12 protein-coding genes and 1 riboswitch are annotated in these 15,217 nt (G+C 40.5%); of the genes, 3 read left to right on the plus strand and 9 right to left on the minus strand.

The window, feature by feature from the left end; genetic code table 11:
- Positions 1 to 51: 51 nt before the first annotated feature.
- Together murI and btuB are read right to left on the minus strand one after the other, a co-directional pair.
- The gene (gene murI, locus PR699_RS18430) at positions 52 to 918 is read right to left on the minus strand and encodes a glutamate racemase (protein WP_014657267.1); all 867 of its coding nucleotides are present in this window, start codon (positions 916 to 918) and stop codon (positions 52 to 54) included.
- On the minus strand, positions 863 to 2,752 hold the full coding sequence (btuB, locus tag PR699_RS18435) for a TonB-dependent vitamin B12 receptor BtuB (RefSeq protein ID WP_193372046.1): 1,890 nt from the start codon (positions 2,750 to 2,752) through the stop codon (positions 863 to 865). Before btuB ends, murI begins: the two co-directional genes overlap by 56 nt.
- 68 nt (positions 2,753 to 2,820) lie before the next feature.
- A riboswitch (cobalamin riboswitch) is annotated at positions 2,821 to 3,017 on the minus strand.
- A 121-nt stretch (positions 3,018 to 3,138) separates the two neighbouring features.
- Between btuB and trmA the strand changes: the two genes are divergently transcribed.
- Positions 3,139 to 4,224, plus strand: a complete 1,086-nt coding sequence (trmA, locus tag PR699_RS18440; RefSeq protein WP_014657265.1) for a tRNA (uridine(54)-C5)-methyltransferase TrmA — start codon at positions 3,139 to 3,141, stop codon at positions 4,222 to 4,224.
- Between the two features lie 211 nt (positions 4,225 to 4,435).
- On the opposite strand, the gene PR699_RS18445 is transcribed toward trmA, so the two are convergent.
- Together PR699_RS18445 and fabR are read right to left on the minus strand one after the other, a co-directional pair.
- Entirely contained in the window at positions 4,436 to 4,825 is a 390-nt protein-coding gene (locus PR699_RS18445) for a YijD family membrane protein (RefSeq protein WP_004924454.1), read from the minus strand.
- A 14-nt stretch (positions 4,826 to 4,839) separates the two neighbouring features.
- Positions 4,840 to 5,484: an HTH-type transcriptional repressor FabR gene (gene fabR, locus PR699_RS18450; protein WP_169342372.1), complete on the minus strand. Its 645-nt coding sequence runs from the start codon at positions 5,482 to 5,484 to the stop codon at positions 4,840 to 4,842.
- Between the two features lie 394 nt (positions 5,485 to 5,878).
- Here fabR and sthA point away from each other — a divergent pair, with 394 nt between their 5' ends.
- Positions 5,879 to 7,276, plus strand: a complete 1,398-nt coding sequence (gene sthA, locus PR699_RS18455) for a Si-specific NAD(P)(+) transhydrogenase (protein ID WP_004924458.1) — start codon at positions 5,879 to 5,881, stop codon at positions 7,274 to 7,276.
- A gap of 59 nt (positions 7,277 to 7,335) precedes the next feature.
- Here sthA and oxyR read toward each other — a convergent pair whose 3' ends face one another.
- A complete protein-coding gene (oxyR, locus tag PR699_RS18460; RefSeq protein ID WP_014657264.1) occupies positions 7,336 to 8,244 on the minus strand; it encodes a DNA-binding transcriptional regulator OxyR in 909 nt (302 codons plus the stop codon).
- Positions 8,245 to 9,781: 1,537 nt separating this feature from the next.
- Here oxyR and PR699_RS18465 point away from each other — a divergent pair.
- Positions 9,782 to 10,114, plus strand: coding sequence for a hypothetical protein (locus tag PR699_RS18465; protein ID WP_004924557.1), 333 nt, complete (start codon positions 9,782 to 9,784; stop codon positions 10,112 to 10,114).
- Between the two features lie 490 nt (positions 10,115 to 10,604).
- Here PR699_RS18465 and argH read toward each other — a convergent pair whose 3' ends face one another.
- The 4 genes from argH to argC all read right to left on the minus strand — a co-directional run bounded on the left by argH (position 10,605) and on the right by argC (position 15,170).
- On the minus strand, positions 10,605 to 11,981 hold the full coding sequence (gene argH, locus PR699_RS18470) for an argininosuccinate lyase (protein ID WP_014657263.1): 1,377 nt from the start codon (positions 11,979 to 11,981) through the stop codon (positions 10,605 to 10,607).
- A gap of 78 nt (positions 11,982 to 12,059) precedes the next feature.
- Positions 12,060 to 13,280: an argininosuccinate synthase gene (locus PR699_RS18475; protein ID WP_004924564.1), complete on the minus strand. Its 1,221-nt coding sequence runs from the start codon at positions 13,278 to 13,280 to the stop codon at positions 12,060 to 12,062.
- A gap of 78 nt (positions 13,281 to 13,358) precedes the next feature.
- Entirely contained in the window at positions 13,359 to 14,135 is a 777-nt protein-coding gene (gene argB / locus PR699_RS18480; RefSeq protein WP_004924569.1) for an acetylglutamate kinase, read from the minus strand.
- A 30-nt stretch (positions 14,136 to 14,165) separates the two neighbouring features.
- The gene (gene argC, locus PR699_RS18485) at positions 14,166 to 15,170 is read right to left on the minus strand and encodes an N-acetyl-gamma-glutamyl-phosphate reductase (RefSeq protein ID WP_014657262.1); all 1,005 of its coding nucleotides are present in this window, start codon (positions 15,168 to 15,170) and stop codon (positions 14,166 to 14,168) included.
- Between the last annotated feature and the right edge of the window lie 47 nt (positions 15,171 to 15,217).

Genomic DNA, 15,217 nt, shown 5'->3' on the forward strand with positions numbered 1-15,217 from the left:
CCCCTTTTTTACGTTTTTTTTTCGTTTGCTCAGATTACCATCAAATTTAGCTTAAATCACCAGTTTTTGTAGCCTATTGAACCCTTCGGCGGCTAATACAGGTTGTAATGCTAAAGCGGCATCATTCATTAAAAGGCAATATGCAAAGTCTTTTTCTTGACTATCAATCACTTCTTCTGCTTGATTATTAATCAGCCAAACCGCACGTCTCGCGATCGCCGCCCCTGAATCAACAAATCTTGTGCCATCTGGTAGCACTTGTTCGAGTTCTTCTATTAATAGAGGGAAATGCGTACAACCCAAGATCACCGTATCAGGAGGTTCAGGCATTCTTAACCATGGCTTCACTGCATTGGCAATTTCATCTAGCGGAATTTGTTCGCCATGTAATTTTCTTTCCGCTAGTTGAACAAGGTCGGCAGAACCCAGCGAGAGCACTTTGCAATCTGTTGCAAACCGTTCAATTAGCTCTTTAGTATATTCGCGATTCACCGTTCCTTTGGTTGCAAGCAATCCAACAACACCATTTCGCGTTAATTTAGTCGCAGGTTTAATTGCTGGCACGACACCAACCACTGGGAAACGAAAATGGGCTCTAAGGTTCGGTAAGCTCACGGTACTGGCTGTATTACAGGCAATAATTGCTATCGTTAAAGGGTGTTTTTTCGCAATAGCATCAACGAGTTGATACACCCTATCGATAATAAATTCTTCACTCTTTTCGCCATAGGGGAAGGCTTCATTATCGAATGCATATATATAATGTGCGTTAGGGAGTAATTTTTTGACTTCCCGATATACAGATAGCCCCCCCACCCCTGAATCAAACACAAGGATGGTCGGGCGAATAGATAGGTTGTGATTAGAAGTTGTAGCTTCCTGTAAGGAAATATTCTCTTCCAGCGGTGCGATAACCATACGCGGTCTCATAGTCTTTATCGAACATATTAGCTATTTTACCACGAATTGTGAGCTGTGAAGTGATTGGATATGCCGCCGTGAGATCCCAAAGGCTAACCCCCCCTTGTTTTAGACGTTTTGATGGTGATTGGGAAAAGTCATTATCATAACGCGAACCTATATAGTGATAAGTTAGCCCCATATCTACCTCAGCAATATTCCAATCTAATTGGTATTTCACTTGTTGCTTAGCTCGGCGCTCCAATACTTTGTTCGTCTTTTTATTTCTGGGATCGACATATTGGTATGTTAATTGATGATGTAAAAAACCAGTGCTAAATTCACCAACCCACTCGATACCTTTAATTTCTGCTTTTCCAATATTTTCATATGTACTGATAAAATCGCCATATTTATATTCAATCAGGTTATCAATATCATTATGATAAGCATTAATTTGCCAGAATAGCGGTCCCGTTATTCCTTCAACACCAATTTCCCACTGCTTACTTTCTTCTGGTTTTAAGTTCGGATTACCTTTTGTTGTTCCCCAATTTGATGAAGAATATGCGTACAGTTGACTTAGATTAGGTGCTTTATATGCTGTTGCGTATGATCCAACCAGTTTATACCCATCATAAAATTCCCAGCTCAGCCCTGATTGCCATGACGTATGCCAATTAAATTCTGAATGATGATCCGTGCGAACGGCGGCTTCAGCTATAACAGAATCAACAAACGAGTATTGCCCCGTCAAATAGAGCCCCGTGTTATTCATGGTTTCTTTTTTAGTTATTAAAGCATAGCCGTTAGGCTCTATGCTTTGGCGCTGATAATCTATACCCGCACTAATATTACCTTTATCTAAACGATAATTGTTACCCCACTGAATATTATACTGCTTTGATTCATCTAGATTAGAAGAGCTAGCATACTGCCCTTGCCTTGGATCAAAATTGTAATCTTTAACGTAACTATAGCTTCCGGATAGTGAGGTTGAGTATTGCTTTTGATGATATTTAACCCCAGTTTCATATGTACGGCTATAAAGTTTACGGGTATCTACCCGCACACCTGAGTATTCAGAGGCATCATAACGAGTTCTATTATCATATCCATATGCTCTCGCATAAGCTGATATTTCAGATGATAACTGATGCTCCACACCTAGCCATAATGATTTATTAAGAAAACCATCTTTATCGTAGTCACGTGGACTAACGTCCTTAGGTGCTAGATCAAATCCTTTTGTATAGGTATAAGCTGCGGCAGCGGTTACTGTTGTATTTTCACCGATTTTCTGTTGAGTTGAGCCGTTATAATTCTGATAACCATAAGAACCAATACCCGCATTTAATGTGGTTCCTACATTATCTCGGCGAGTAATAATATTAACAACACCACCAATTGCATCCGAGCCATAAACAGCCGATCTTGCTCCACGAATATATTCGATTCGCTGAACTAAAGAGATAGGAATTTGGCTCATATCTGATGAGCCAGAAATACCCGCTTGGTTTAAACGAACACCATCAATTAATACCAATACATGGCGAGACTCTGAGCCTCTAATAAAGAGGGAGCTCTGCTGTCCTATACCACCATACTGCGCAATATCCACACCCGGTAGCCGCCTTAATACATCAATCACAGTATTAGACTGCCAATGATCAATGTCTTCACGCGTAACGACCGTCACAGGGGCCAGTATTGATGAAATGGGCTGCTCAAAGCGATTCGCTGACACAACCATTTCATCTGATTTATTGTTTGCGCTTGCTAAAGAAGAAATACCACACAACACTGCCATAGCAGCAACCGATAGCGGTAGTAACTTACTCTTATTCATTATAATAAATCCGGAATATCAATGAGATTAAAATTCCGCGAGGCCGAATATCAGATCCGCGCTAATATCCAACAAAGCGATTAAACTATGGCAGGTCTTCGGACTGAGAAGTCATACCCATCTGGGTAAAAATTAACTATAGAGGCAACTTCCCATTAATTAATAACAGTGTTGTATCTCTTTTTTCCTTCATCACCGCTGCGCGTCAGTCTCGGACTTACACCGAGTTCCCTATTTACTCTTTACGACCATAGTCGCATTATCCTAAATGGATTGAAGGTATGTGTCTATGCGATGTGGAATCAAAAACTGGACATCTGCCCCACTTGCCCTACAATTTCGCCCCTGATGTTATTTTTTTACTGTTTTTTATGAATAGGGCCACACTAATGAATACTGAACACTATGAACTGCAACTTGCAGAAAAAGTAGAACGTCTGAAAACGATGATGGCCCCCTATACGGCAATGGAACCTGAGGTATTTACCTCACCAGAATCTCATTATCGTATGCGCGCAGAGTTTCGAGTATGGCATGATGGTGATGACTTATTTCACATCATGTTTGATAAAGAGACTAAAGAGCGTGTGCGTATCGATCAATTTCCTGTAGCAAGCCAACTGATCAACAATATCATGGCTGAAATTTTGCCACTGATAAAAGAAAATGCGCTTTTACGCCATAAACTTTTCCAAATTGATTATCTCTCGACGCTGAGTAATAAATTAATTGTCTCTTTGCTTTACCATAAAAAACTCACTGAAGAGTGGATTGAAGCAGCCAAACAATTAAAAACAACGTTAATCAATAAAGGTTTTGATTTACAGCTTATCGGCCGCGCTTCAAAAACCAAAATCATGTTAGACAACGATTATGTTGATGAAATTTTGCCGGTGAATGGCAAAAATATGATTTATCGCCAAGTAGAAAATAGCTTTACTCAGCCAAACGCTCAAGTAAACATTAAAATGTTGGAATGGGCGATTGATGCCACTCAAGGGGCAACTGGCGATCTACTGGAGCTTTATTGTGGAAATGGCAACTTTTCACTGGCTTTAGCACAAAACTTTGAACGAGTCTTAGCCACTGAAATAGCCAAGCCATCGGTAGCAGCCGCGCAATATAATATTGCGGCAAACCAAATCGATAATGTACAAATTATTCGCATGTCAGCAGAAGACTTTACACAAGCCATGCGAGGAGTGCGTGAATTTAAAAGACTCGATGGCATTAACCTAGCAGATTACCAATGCAACACCATATTTGTTGACCCACCAAGAAGCGGGTTAGATGATAAAACCGTTCAGCTTGTGCAAGAATATGACAATATTCTCTATATTTCCTGTAATCCGGAAACCCTATGCGATAATTTGTCTGTCCTGAATGCGACCCATCAAATCAAAAAACTCGCTCTATTTGACCAATTCCCATATACCCATCATATGGAAAGTGGTGTGCTGCTGACACGCCGCTAAATCTTACTTGCCACCTGTTGTTTTTATTCATTAAGTCAGGTGGCAACCTTGCTATTTTTAATATACACCGTAGCTAACTGACGATTATTTTATTGCGAGTGGAAGATGAAAATTTGGTTAAGAAATTATTCGTGTTTTGCTCCGATAAAATACACAAACGCCGCAATGTTGGCATAGCGGCGTTATTGGTTAGAGCGGTTTGGAAACGCGATTAAACTTCAGCTTCGTTTTCTTCTGCAAGCTCTTTTTGTTCTTGTTTACGTGCCTTCCAACTTGTGTACATCCACAACGCGAGCGCGACAATAATGATTGAAGGAATAAAACTCGAACCTACGTCTGGATGTTGCACTCGTAAGATAGCTGCATAAGCAAATAGCCCTAAGAAAAAGTTACCTACAACAAACTTAGGTAGACCGATAGGCATCGCATGATGCAAATAACGTTGATGTAAACAATAAATTGCGACGATTAAACTAATAACAGGGAAAATAGAAAACTCTACTAAGGAGTTAAACAGAGCAGAGAAAGTTCCGTGAGTTGATAAGCCAATCACTAATGCTAATAGTAACGTGCTTTTCTCATTGCGATTGTGTTCCGTCATTGATTCTCCTTATATTATTTAGTGAGATCGGGGTCAGTTTGATTTTGTTTTTCTTGTTCACGGCGATACCAGTAATACGCACCTTTTGCGATCATGCGTAACTGAAGTACAAGCCGTTCTTCCAGATGCCGCCTTTTTTCTTCATCGATATCAAGCGCTTCTGCACCCGCGCTAAACACGATGGTCACCATAGACTCTGCTTGTAGCTCTGTAAAATAGCGTGGCATATGGCTTTCTTGTTCAAGGTAATCTGCTAATTCAGCAATAAAATGTTGGATTTCCCGTGCAACTGCAGCACGAAACTCAGCAGAAGTACCAGAGCGCTCTCGCAATAATAACCTAAAGGCATTGGGGTTATTACCGATAAATTCCATAAAAGTTGAGATTGACGTTCGGATCACACTACCGCCCTTCGCGATACGCTGCCTTGCTTGTCGCATAAGCTGGCGTAACATCAAACCACTTTCATCAACCATAGTCAGCCCTAACTCATCAACGTCTTTGAAATGACGATAAAATGAAGTGGGTGCAATACCTGCCTCACGCGCAACTTCGCGTAAGCTAAGGCTTGTAAAACTACGTTCTGCACTTAATTGGCTAAATGCGGCTTCAATGAGCGAACGACGAGTTTTTTCTTTCTGTTTTGCTCTAACGCCAATATGATTGCTCACGGTGATCCTGATTTCTATGTCATTAAACAGCCATTAATATACCAAAATATGAAAACTTGGGTGTGACCACCTCTCTAGCATACCTCAAATTTATTAGGCTGTTTGAGGGAAAAAGCGATTAAGTGTACAGATTACCGCTTTTCAGAATTTCACTAAATCATTTTTCAATAGGTGAAGGCTTTTTATTCGTAGAACCGTGCTTAATTTCCCGTCATTTGATTAGAGAACTCGCTAAGCAATAAAAAAGCTTTTTTGTGAATACGCTTCAAAATAAAAACATTAAATAAAGCCATTAATTAAAAGTACATGAGTAAAGCGGGTAAATAATCGGCGGATATGCTAACATCATGTTGTCATTTTGTTTTAGAGCAGGTCTTACCTCATGCAACACATCCATTTTGATGCAATTGTCATTGGTTCCGGGCCGGGTGGAGAAGGCGCCGCCATGGGACTGGTGAAGCAAGGAAAAAACGTCGCCGTCATAGAACGTTATGATAGTGTCGGCGGTGGCTGTACCCACTGGGGAACCATTCCCTCCAAAGCCCTCCGCCATGCAGTTAGCCGAATTATCGAATTTAACCAAAATCCACTCTACAGCGATAATTCTCGCTCCTTACGCTCCTCTTTCTCTGAAATCCTCAAGCATGCTGAAAGCGTGATCAGTCAACAAACGCGTATGCGCCAAGGTTTTTATGAGCGTAATGGCTGCCAAATGTTCTCTGGTGAAGCCACTTTTATTGATGAACGCCATGTGAGTGTTCGCTATTCCGACGGTAGTTGCGATGTTCTCAGTGCAGATAATATCGTAATTGCGACAGGGTCGCGTCCTTATTGCCCATCCGATGTCGATTTTAACCACTCTCGTATTTACAACAGTGATACCATCCTAAATCTAACCCATGAACCACGCCACGTGATTATTTATGGTGCAGGGGTGATTGGTTGTGAATATGCGTCTATCTTTCGCGGGTTAGGTGTCAAAGTTGATTTAATCAACACACGCGATCACTTACTTGCCTTTTTAGATCAAGAAATGTCAGATGCACTTTCTTATCACTTCTGGAATAGCGGTATCGTTATTCGTCATAATGAAGAGTATGAAAAAATTGAAGGTGTTCCTGATGGCGTGATTGTCCATCTTAAATCAGGCAAAAAAGTCAAAGCAGACTGTTTACTGTATGCGAATGGTCGCACGGGGAATACGGATAAGTTAGGTTTAGCGAATGTGGGTATTGAAGCAGATAACCGTGGCTTGATTAAAGTCGATAGCGCTTACCGCACTTCTAATGAACATATTTATGCTGTTGGTGATGTTATTGGCTATCCAAGCCTTGCATCTGCTGCCTATGACCAAGGTCGTATTGCCGCTCGAGCTATAGCAGAAGACTTAGGTAATGCACACTTAGTTGAAGATATTCCTACCGGCATCTATACCATCCCTGAAATTAGTTCTGTTGGTAAAACAGAGCAAGAATTGACAGCGATGAAGATCCCCTATGAAGTCGGACGTGCTCAATTTAAACATTTAGCACGCGCCCAAATTGCAGGTATGAACGTGGGCAGTCTGAAGATCTTATTCCACCGTGAAACATTGCAAATTTTAGGCATCCACTGTTTCGGGGAAAGAGCCGCTGAAATTATTCATATCGGTCAGGCTATTATGGAACAGAAAGGGGAAGGAAATACCATCGAGTATTTTGTGAATACGACCTTCAACTATCCTACGATGGCAGAAGCATTCCGCGTTGCCGCATTAAATGGCTTAAACCGCCTGTTTTAAGCTATTAAGTGATTGCCGAACCTAATACGGCAATCACTTCTCTAGCCACACCCTACTTATTAGCGCGCTTTATTACTGTAATAGCTACTCATCAAATTATAAATAGCCTCAGCAAGCTGTTCATAGCGACCACGTAACGGTGAGCCTGGGCGATAAACTAATACTACTGTACGTTTCGGCTCTGGATGAATACAGTTCAGATAGCAAATACCATCACGGCAGGATTCATGAGGCACGGCCAAATCAGGCAATAATGTAATTCCACTTCCTGCTGCCACCATATTTCTCAGCGTTTCTAGGCTTGTTGCTCGGAAATGTGTATCTTCTTTAGCCCCCGCTTGAAAACAAAAGCCCATCGCTTGGTCACGTAAGCAGTGGCCATCTTCCAACATTAATAATTTCTCGCCAGATAGCTCATTCATCTCGATAGTGTCACGCCCCTGCCATGAGTGACCTTCATAGATGGCGAGCTTCATTGGCTCTTCAAACAAGGGTACAACAATAAAAGGATCTGTTTCTTTCACTTGCGCCAAAATAGCACAATCTAATTTACCGCTATCCAACTGAGCCAACAGTTGCTGTGTCTGTTCTTCATGTAGGTAAATTTCAAGTTTAGGGAAGAGCTTGTGCAATTCAGGAATGATAAGGGGCAAAAGATAAGGCGCGATCGTTGGGATCAACCCTATATGTAAAGGGCCAGACATGCTTTCCCCCTGTAGAGCCGCCATTTCCTGTAAGACTTTAATTTCGCGTAAAATCGTCCTTGCTTGTTCAACAAGTAGCAATCCTTGTTGAGTAAATAAAACCTTGCGGCTAGTCCTTTCTAGTAACATAACCCCAAGTTCTTCTTCTAGCTTACGTATTTGGCCACTCAATGTTGGTTGACTCACATGACAAGAGTCTGCTGCACGACGAAAATGCTTATGCTCAGCTAATGCCACTAAATATTCCAGATCGCGAATGTTCATTTTGTCGCCCTTCTTAATATAAACTGCCAATCAGTATACCAGATATCTAATGCTTTTAACTATCAATTAGAATTGACATGTTCAATAATTCTTCATCATTTGCAACGTGACATTTTGTCTCGCTCACTCAATTTATATCAAAATGTAAATTTAAGTGACTAATTATGAATTAAAAAAATAGGGATAAAATAATATAATTAATTGAAATAATTATTATTTTTTATATTTTGCATGAAATAAAATTTCACTCTAAATGCAAAAAATAGAAACAATTATTCATCATATAGCAACACATTATTTACATTATTGTTTTTGATTTAGTTACTCAGGCTACGCTCAAAAAAACACCACAGGTGATAAAATATCAAACTAAATTATTAAAAATAAATGAAATTTAACTCCACAAAAACATCATCAAAGTAATTATTTTCAATATTTTACGCCAATATTTTGCAACATATTATTAACCTAAAAGGACTTTAAATTTATCAAATAGAGCTATATTTATGTAAACAAGAAGGAGAAAAATAGAGACACAAAAGGAAAAGGAAGGTTGACGTTAATGGAATAGTGATTTTCTTGAATGCTGAACACCTGATGTGGGTATAGCTAAAGGAGAAACGCTATGAAAAGCATACAACGTACCTTGAGCCATCAACTAAACCCACTCACATTCATTTATCGAGTGAGTAGATTTCAAACGCCTTGCTCACGACAGAATTACTCGATAAACAACGCATTCATCGTTTTGGGCAACGATTATCTGCCCTAATGATATCTCTCTTAGTCACAAATAGAAAAGCAAACCAAGTTCGATGATTGATGCTATCACTTTCATGATGAGATACACCGCTATGCTAAGAACATGACATCATGCAAAACAAGATAGTGTAAGTATGCAGGCCAACACCGACACATAAACCGTTTAATACAAAAAAGTAGGCCAATTTCATTTTAGTCAGTCAATTTTTATCGAATAGGTATAACGCTATCGTTATATAAAAAAGCTTCATCTAACAATTAAAAAATAAAACAATTAATCGCAATATGCGTATTTCAATCTGTCACCGTTTGATTACTGTGAAAACAGAATAAATCGTAGATAGCGTAATTTAATAATTCACTTACTCGATGAAATATTTAGATACATTATGTTTATTTTTATCATTGTTTTATTAATTTCCATTAAAAAATAAATAAAAAATCATTGCAATTTACTTTATATTTTTAATTAAAAAGACAACCAAAACCACCTCCACACCAACAGATAAAACCATCAAAAAGGAGACAAAAAGAAGCATATAAAGCCAAATACCTACAATGAGTCATTATACACAGAATTAAACTCTAATTAACTAAATTGGGAGGGAATGCGTACAATCAATATTATTAATCAATTTCAAATATATTTACTCACATTTGCTTTTTAAAATTAACACCCAAAGCAAACTTTAATCTATATAATTCGCTTCATCCAAACTTGTGGAAACAATATAAGCGAATTAAGTTACTTAAATATATATCGAGGACTAATACCATGATTAAGAATACAATCAAAACAGCGTTATCTTTTGCTCTGATCGCAACTGCTTTATTTACAACTAACGTTCAAGCAAAAACTAATAGCACAACAATTACATTTAAAGCAATGATTGTATATCCTCCTTGCAACTATTCTTTTAATAACAACAATGCTCAATTAAATTGTTATAATAGTGAAGAGAATAAAGTAAAAACATCAAGTTTTAATTATACAAAGCAATCACCATCTAGCGAATGGAAGAAAACTGAAGACAACCGCAGCATTTATCAATTTAATTGGACTAATAAAGAAAAAGGCTTAGCTATGGTTTCAGTTAAATACCTCTAATATAGTAAAAGGCAATCAAAAACAGTTAGTTATAAACCATAATTCAGCAATAGGTTTTAAGTATGAAAGCGTTACACTTAAATCTGAAAAGAGTCTTGTTTGCTCATTAATGGTATTATTACTCGCCCTGCATTCAGCGTTGCTGATACAGGTTCAATAAAATAAGCATACATTAGAGTAACTGTTCTGACAGGCTCTATCCTGTACGAATGACTCTTGAAATCGATAGTTAATATTTAATTGCTTAAATGACAAAGTAAATATGACCCAAGAAAGATGAGATCTTAAGGAACAATGAGATTCTAAAAATTGGGAAATAATTAACGATGGTCTAGGAGCTTATATTTATAACGGGATTGGCGAAAGGATACTGTTAGGCCTTTTAACAATTAACTATATTTAAGTATTAAACTTTTAATCGCATGTACGGGGTAGTTATCTACCCCGCCATTTTATCCCACTTTAAACACTATCTTGTAAATTCAATGAGTTAAATCCCTAAACGTGCTTTAGCCTCCGTAATTGCCTTAGCGACTTGTTCCTTTGAAACTCCGCCTTTTGCTAAACGCTTATCTAGACAAGATTGCAATGAGAGGATCTGATACACATCGAGTTGGATAGTATCACTGAATTTTTGCAAATCACTTAATGCCATCTCTTCCAATGCTTTCCCTTGGCTAATCGCAGCAACCACCGCCTCGCCGACAATATGGTGAGCTTCACGGAAAGGAACGCCTTTAGCAACAAGGTAATCCGCCAGCTCAGTAGCATTGGCATAGCCTTGTTTTGCGGCTTCTTCACAACGATTTCGACGAATTTGAATACCATCAAGCACCAGAGCCGCCATATGGAGACAGTCTAACCAAGTATCAAGAGCGTCGAACAACCCTTCTTTGTCCTCTTGCATATCTTTATTGTAGGCTAGCGGTAATCCTTTTAAGGTCATCATCATTCCTGTTAATGCCCCTTGTACACGACCACACTTACCACGGATCAACTCAAGTGCATCAGGATTTTTCTTTTGTGGCATTAATGAAGAGCCTGAAGTGACTTTATCTGAAAGTTCAACAAACCCCGCTTCGCCACTGTTAAAGAAAATAAGATCCTCTGCAAAACGGGATAAATGCACCATACCAATACTTGCATCGGATAATAATTCGAGAACATGATCCCTATCTGAAACTGTATCAAGGCTATTACGCGTTGCCGATGAGAAACCTAGCCACGATGCCAGTTGCTCACGGTCGATATCATAAGCAGTTCCCGCTAAAGCCCCACAACCTAGAGGACTAACATCTAAACGTTTTAATGTATCTTTTAGACGACTTTCATCACGCGCTAACATTTCACTATACGCTAAACACCAATGAGCAAAAGTCACTGGTTGTGCACGTTGCAAGTGGGTATAACCGGGCATGACCGCATCTTGGTTATTTTCCGCGGTGATCACTAACGCTTTTTGCAGTTCTACCACAGCTTCTAACAATAGCGCGACTTGATCTTTACACCATAATTTTAAATCGGTGGCAACTTGGTCGTTACGACTACGTCCAGTGTGCAGTTTTTTACCTAAATCACCTACTTTATCAATCAGTTTACCTTCAACCCAGCTATGAATATCCTCGGCATCGCTCTGTAAAATGCGCTCAGGATCATCTTGCACCTCTTTTAATAAGGCATTTAGCGCTTGCTCAAGAGATTGCTGCTCTGCCTCTGATAGCACCCCAACAGTGACCAACGCTTTTGACCATGCAACCGAACCAATAATGTCTTGCTGCGCTAAGCGATAATCGAAACGCAATGAATCATTAAATTGTTTAAACCGCTGATCGGCTTCTTGACTAAAACGTCCACCCCAAAGTGCCATAACTGATCCCTATCTGATTGATAAAATAAATGTGATACCCGACAGCAAATAGCTGTCGGGAAGTGTACATCAATAAAACTATTTCGCTTTGTTCTGCCCTTTTAGCGCACGAATACGCGACGAAAGAGAGTACAAACGGATAAAGCCACCAGCATGGCTGTGATCATAAACTTCATCTTCACCAAATGTTGCGAACTCTTCAGAATATAAGCTGTTATCTGCTTTTTTCTGGATAGCAGTTACTTGGCCTTTATACAATTTCAGAACCACTTCACCAGTAACGTCTTGCGCTAAAGATTCTGCTGCTGCTTGCAGTGAATGACGCAAAGGCGCAAACCAACGACCATCATAAACCACGTAGGACATTTCTAAGCCTAGTTGCTCACGCCATTTAAAGCTGTCGCGATCGAGAACGAGTTGCTCAATGCCACGTAAAGCAGCCATCATGATGGTGCCTCCTGGGGTTTCGTAACAGCCACGAGACTTCATACCAACTAAACGGTTTTCAACAATATCAATACGGCCGACGCCATGTTTAGCACCGAGGACGTTTAAAGCTTCAAGACATCCCAGCGGAGATAATGTTTGGCCGTTAACAGAAACCACTTCCCCTTGTTTCACACCGACAGTCACTAGCTCTGCTTCATCTGGTGCATCTTTCGGATCGACCGTCCAGACCCAGCAATCTTGGTTTGCTGCATTCCATGTGCTTTCTAATACGCCGCCTTCGGTAGAAATATGCCATGCGTTTTCATCACGACTATAAATTTTTTCTAAACTGGCTGTCGTTGGAATATGACGCTCTTTCAGGTAATCCAATAGGGCTTCACGCGAACGCAAATCCCACTCACGCCATGGCGCAACAACTTTTAGCTGTGGCGCAAGTGCGCTATAAGTGCTTTCAAAACGCACTTGGTCATTTCCTTTACCTGTTGCGCCATGCGCTACCGCGTCGGCACCAACTTTCAGAGCCAGTTCAACCTGTGCCTTAGCAATAATAGGACGTGCCATTGAAGTCCCTAACAGGTAGCTTCCCTCATAGAGCGCGCCAGTTTTCAATACTGGGTAGATATACTCTTTGACAAACTCTTCACGTAGATCGACCACATGACATTCCGATGCACCTGATTGCAATGCTTTTTGCTCAACGCCAACGAGATCTTCTCTGTCTTGTCCTACATCGGCAACGAAAGCAACCACTTCGCAATCATCATAGTTTTCTTTTAACCATGGAATAATTGCCGATGTATCTAGACCACCTGAATATGCTAATACAATTTTTTTAATGCCCTTTTTCATAACTTACCTATCCCGATTCCGCTCAATTAAAAAGTTTTCATTCATTCTTGGTGGTCGCGCCAACCAAACGCATCCGCTTTAGGATGCTAAAATCCGTGTGCCAATAGCAGTACCGTTAAATAGAGCTGGTAGTTGCTCTGCATGACGCCAACTGGCGATATCGACAGGACGTTGCAATGTTTTGGCTGCCTCTAATGCGGCATTAACTTTTACGATCATGCCGTCCGTGATAATGCCTTGCTCAATTAACTTCTGTGCTTTTTCCGTTGTCATTTCATTAATTTTTTGACCCTTACCATCAAGGATGCCACTGACATCTGATAGCAATACGAGATCCGCATTTAACGCTTGTGCGATGGCTGTTGCGGCTTGGTCGGCATTAACATTCATCAATAACCCTTCTTCGGTCACGCCGATGGAACTAATGATTGGTAAATAGCCTGCACCGAGTAAAAGCTGTAATAATTTAGCGTCACCCGGCTTTGCATCGCCGACATGCCCAAGTTCGTCATTTAATTGAGTGACGACAGCACTTTGCCCATCCCCCAAAGATAACCCAACTGCTTGTAACTGATATTTCGTTGCCCACGCCAACAATGTTTTATTGGCGGTGCCAGCCAACGCGCCTGTGATAATGTCTATCTGATCAGCAGGCGTCACACGCAATCCTTGCTTTTTAACCACCGGTAGTTGCAGCTTTTGCATTAGCTCATCCACCAAGCAACCACCACCATGCACGATCACTAAAGGTCGTTGATGAGATTGACGATAGGTTTGTAATGCATTAAACAATCTTTCAAGCGCTTCTTCGCTATCGAGTAATACACCGCCCAATTTAATCACTAATGGTTGCATGGGGTTTATCCTTAAATAAGTTCGTTGGCACTAAAATAGTGATTGCGTTTCATTGAAACCGAAACGAATATTCATGCACTGCACAGCTTGCGCGGCAGCCCCTTTTAATAGGTTATCTTCTGTTCCGACTAAGATCAGGTGCTCACCTTTTAACACAAAGCCGATATCACAAAACGGTGTGCCTACCACTGATTTCAGGGCAGGAACACCTTTTTCATACAAACGGACTAATGGCTTATTTTGATAAGCATCTTTGAATACTTGACGAATTTGTTCGTCTGTCACTCCGCGATTCACTTTGCAGGTAATGGTGGCCAAAATACCGCGTGAAAAATTCCCCAAGTGCGGAGTAAAAATAACTTCACGACCTAAATGGGTTGCAATTTCGGGTTGATGGCGATGCGTGAAGATGCCATAGGGTTGTAAACTCACTTCACAAAAACTGTTGGTCATTGACGCCTTACGACCTGCCCCAGAAACACCACTCGTCGCATTAATCACTGGCCACATATGGTCATCGAGTAACTTGGCGTCGATCAGTGGTTTTAGTGCTAATTGAGAAACCGTTGGATAACACCCCGGCACGGCAATTAACTGTGCTTGACGAATTTTATCGGCTTGCCACTCAGCTAAACCGTAAACTGCTTGATTTAACCACTGACTGTTTGTATGTTCGAAACCATAATATTTCGGATAGAAAGCGGCATCTTGAACACGATAAGCCCCAGACAGATCAAATACGACACACCCTGCTTCTAGGAACTGAGGCGCAATGTCATGGCTAACTTCGTGAGCGGTTGCAAGAAAGACAACATCAATACCTTGTGCCGCGGCTGCAACATCGGTTAATGGCAACACGGGCATATCGATAATGCCTTTATACTGGGGATGCAACTCAGAGAAGCACTTACCTGCATCAGCACTGTGCGCTGAAACCATCAATCCCTGAAGGTTTATTTCAGGATGACGCTGCAGATAGGCTGCCAATTCCGCTCCAGTATAACCACTGGCCCCGATAATGAGTGTGTTCAACATAGATTTCTACCTTGTGCTCGTGACCCAAACAGTTTAATGTGTATTTT

The sequence above is a fragment of the Providencia sp. PROV268 genome, assembly GCF_028477805.1.
Lineage (GTDB): Bacteria > Pseudomonadota > Gammaproteobacteria > Enterobacterales > Enterobacteriaceae > Providencia > Providencia stuartii.

Coding starts and splice junctions, on each gene's coding strand:
- PR699_RS18475 (WP_004924564.1), bottom strand. CDS start 13,280: ATGAAAAAGGGCATTAAAAAAATTGTATTAGCATATTCAGGTGGTCTA.
- sthA (WP_004924458.1), top strand. CDS start 5,879: ATGCAACACATCCATTTTGATGCAATTGTCATTGGTTCCGGGCCGGGT.
- PR699_RS18445 (WP_004924454.1), bottom strand. CDS start 4,825: ATGACGGAACACAATCGCAATGAGAAAAGCACGTTACTATTAGCATTA.
- trmA (WP_014657265.1), top strand. CDS start 3,139: ATGAATACTGAACACTATGAACTGCAACTTGCAGAAAAAGTAGAACGT.
- argB (WP_004924569.1), bottom strand. CDS start 14,135: ATGCAACCATTAGTGATTAAATTGGGCGGTGTATTACTCGATAGCGAA.
- PR699_RS18465 (WP_004924557.1), top strand. CDS start 9,782: ATGATTAAGAATACAATCAAAACAGCGTTATCTTTTGCTCTGATCGCA.
- murI (WP_014657267.1), bottom strand. CDS start 918: ATGGTTATCGCACCGCTGGAAGAGAATATTTCCTTACAGGAAGCTACA.
- oxyR (WP_014657264.1), bottom strand. CDS start 8,244: ATGAACATTCGCGATCTGGAATATTTAGTGGCATTAGCTGAGCATAAG.
- argH (WP_014657263.1), bottom strand. CDS start 11,981: ATGGCACTTTGGGGTGGACGTTTTAGTCAAGAAGCCGATCAGCGGTTT.
- argC (WP_014657262.1), bottom strand. CDS start 15,170: ATGTTGAACACACTCATTATCGGGGCCAGTGGTTATACTGGAGCGGAA.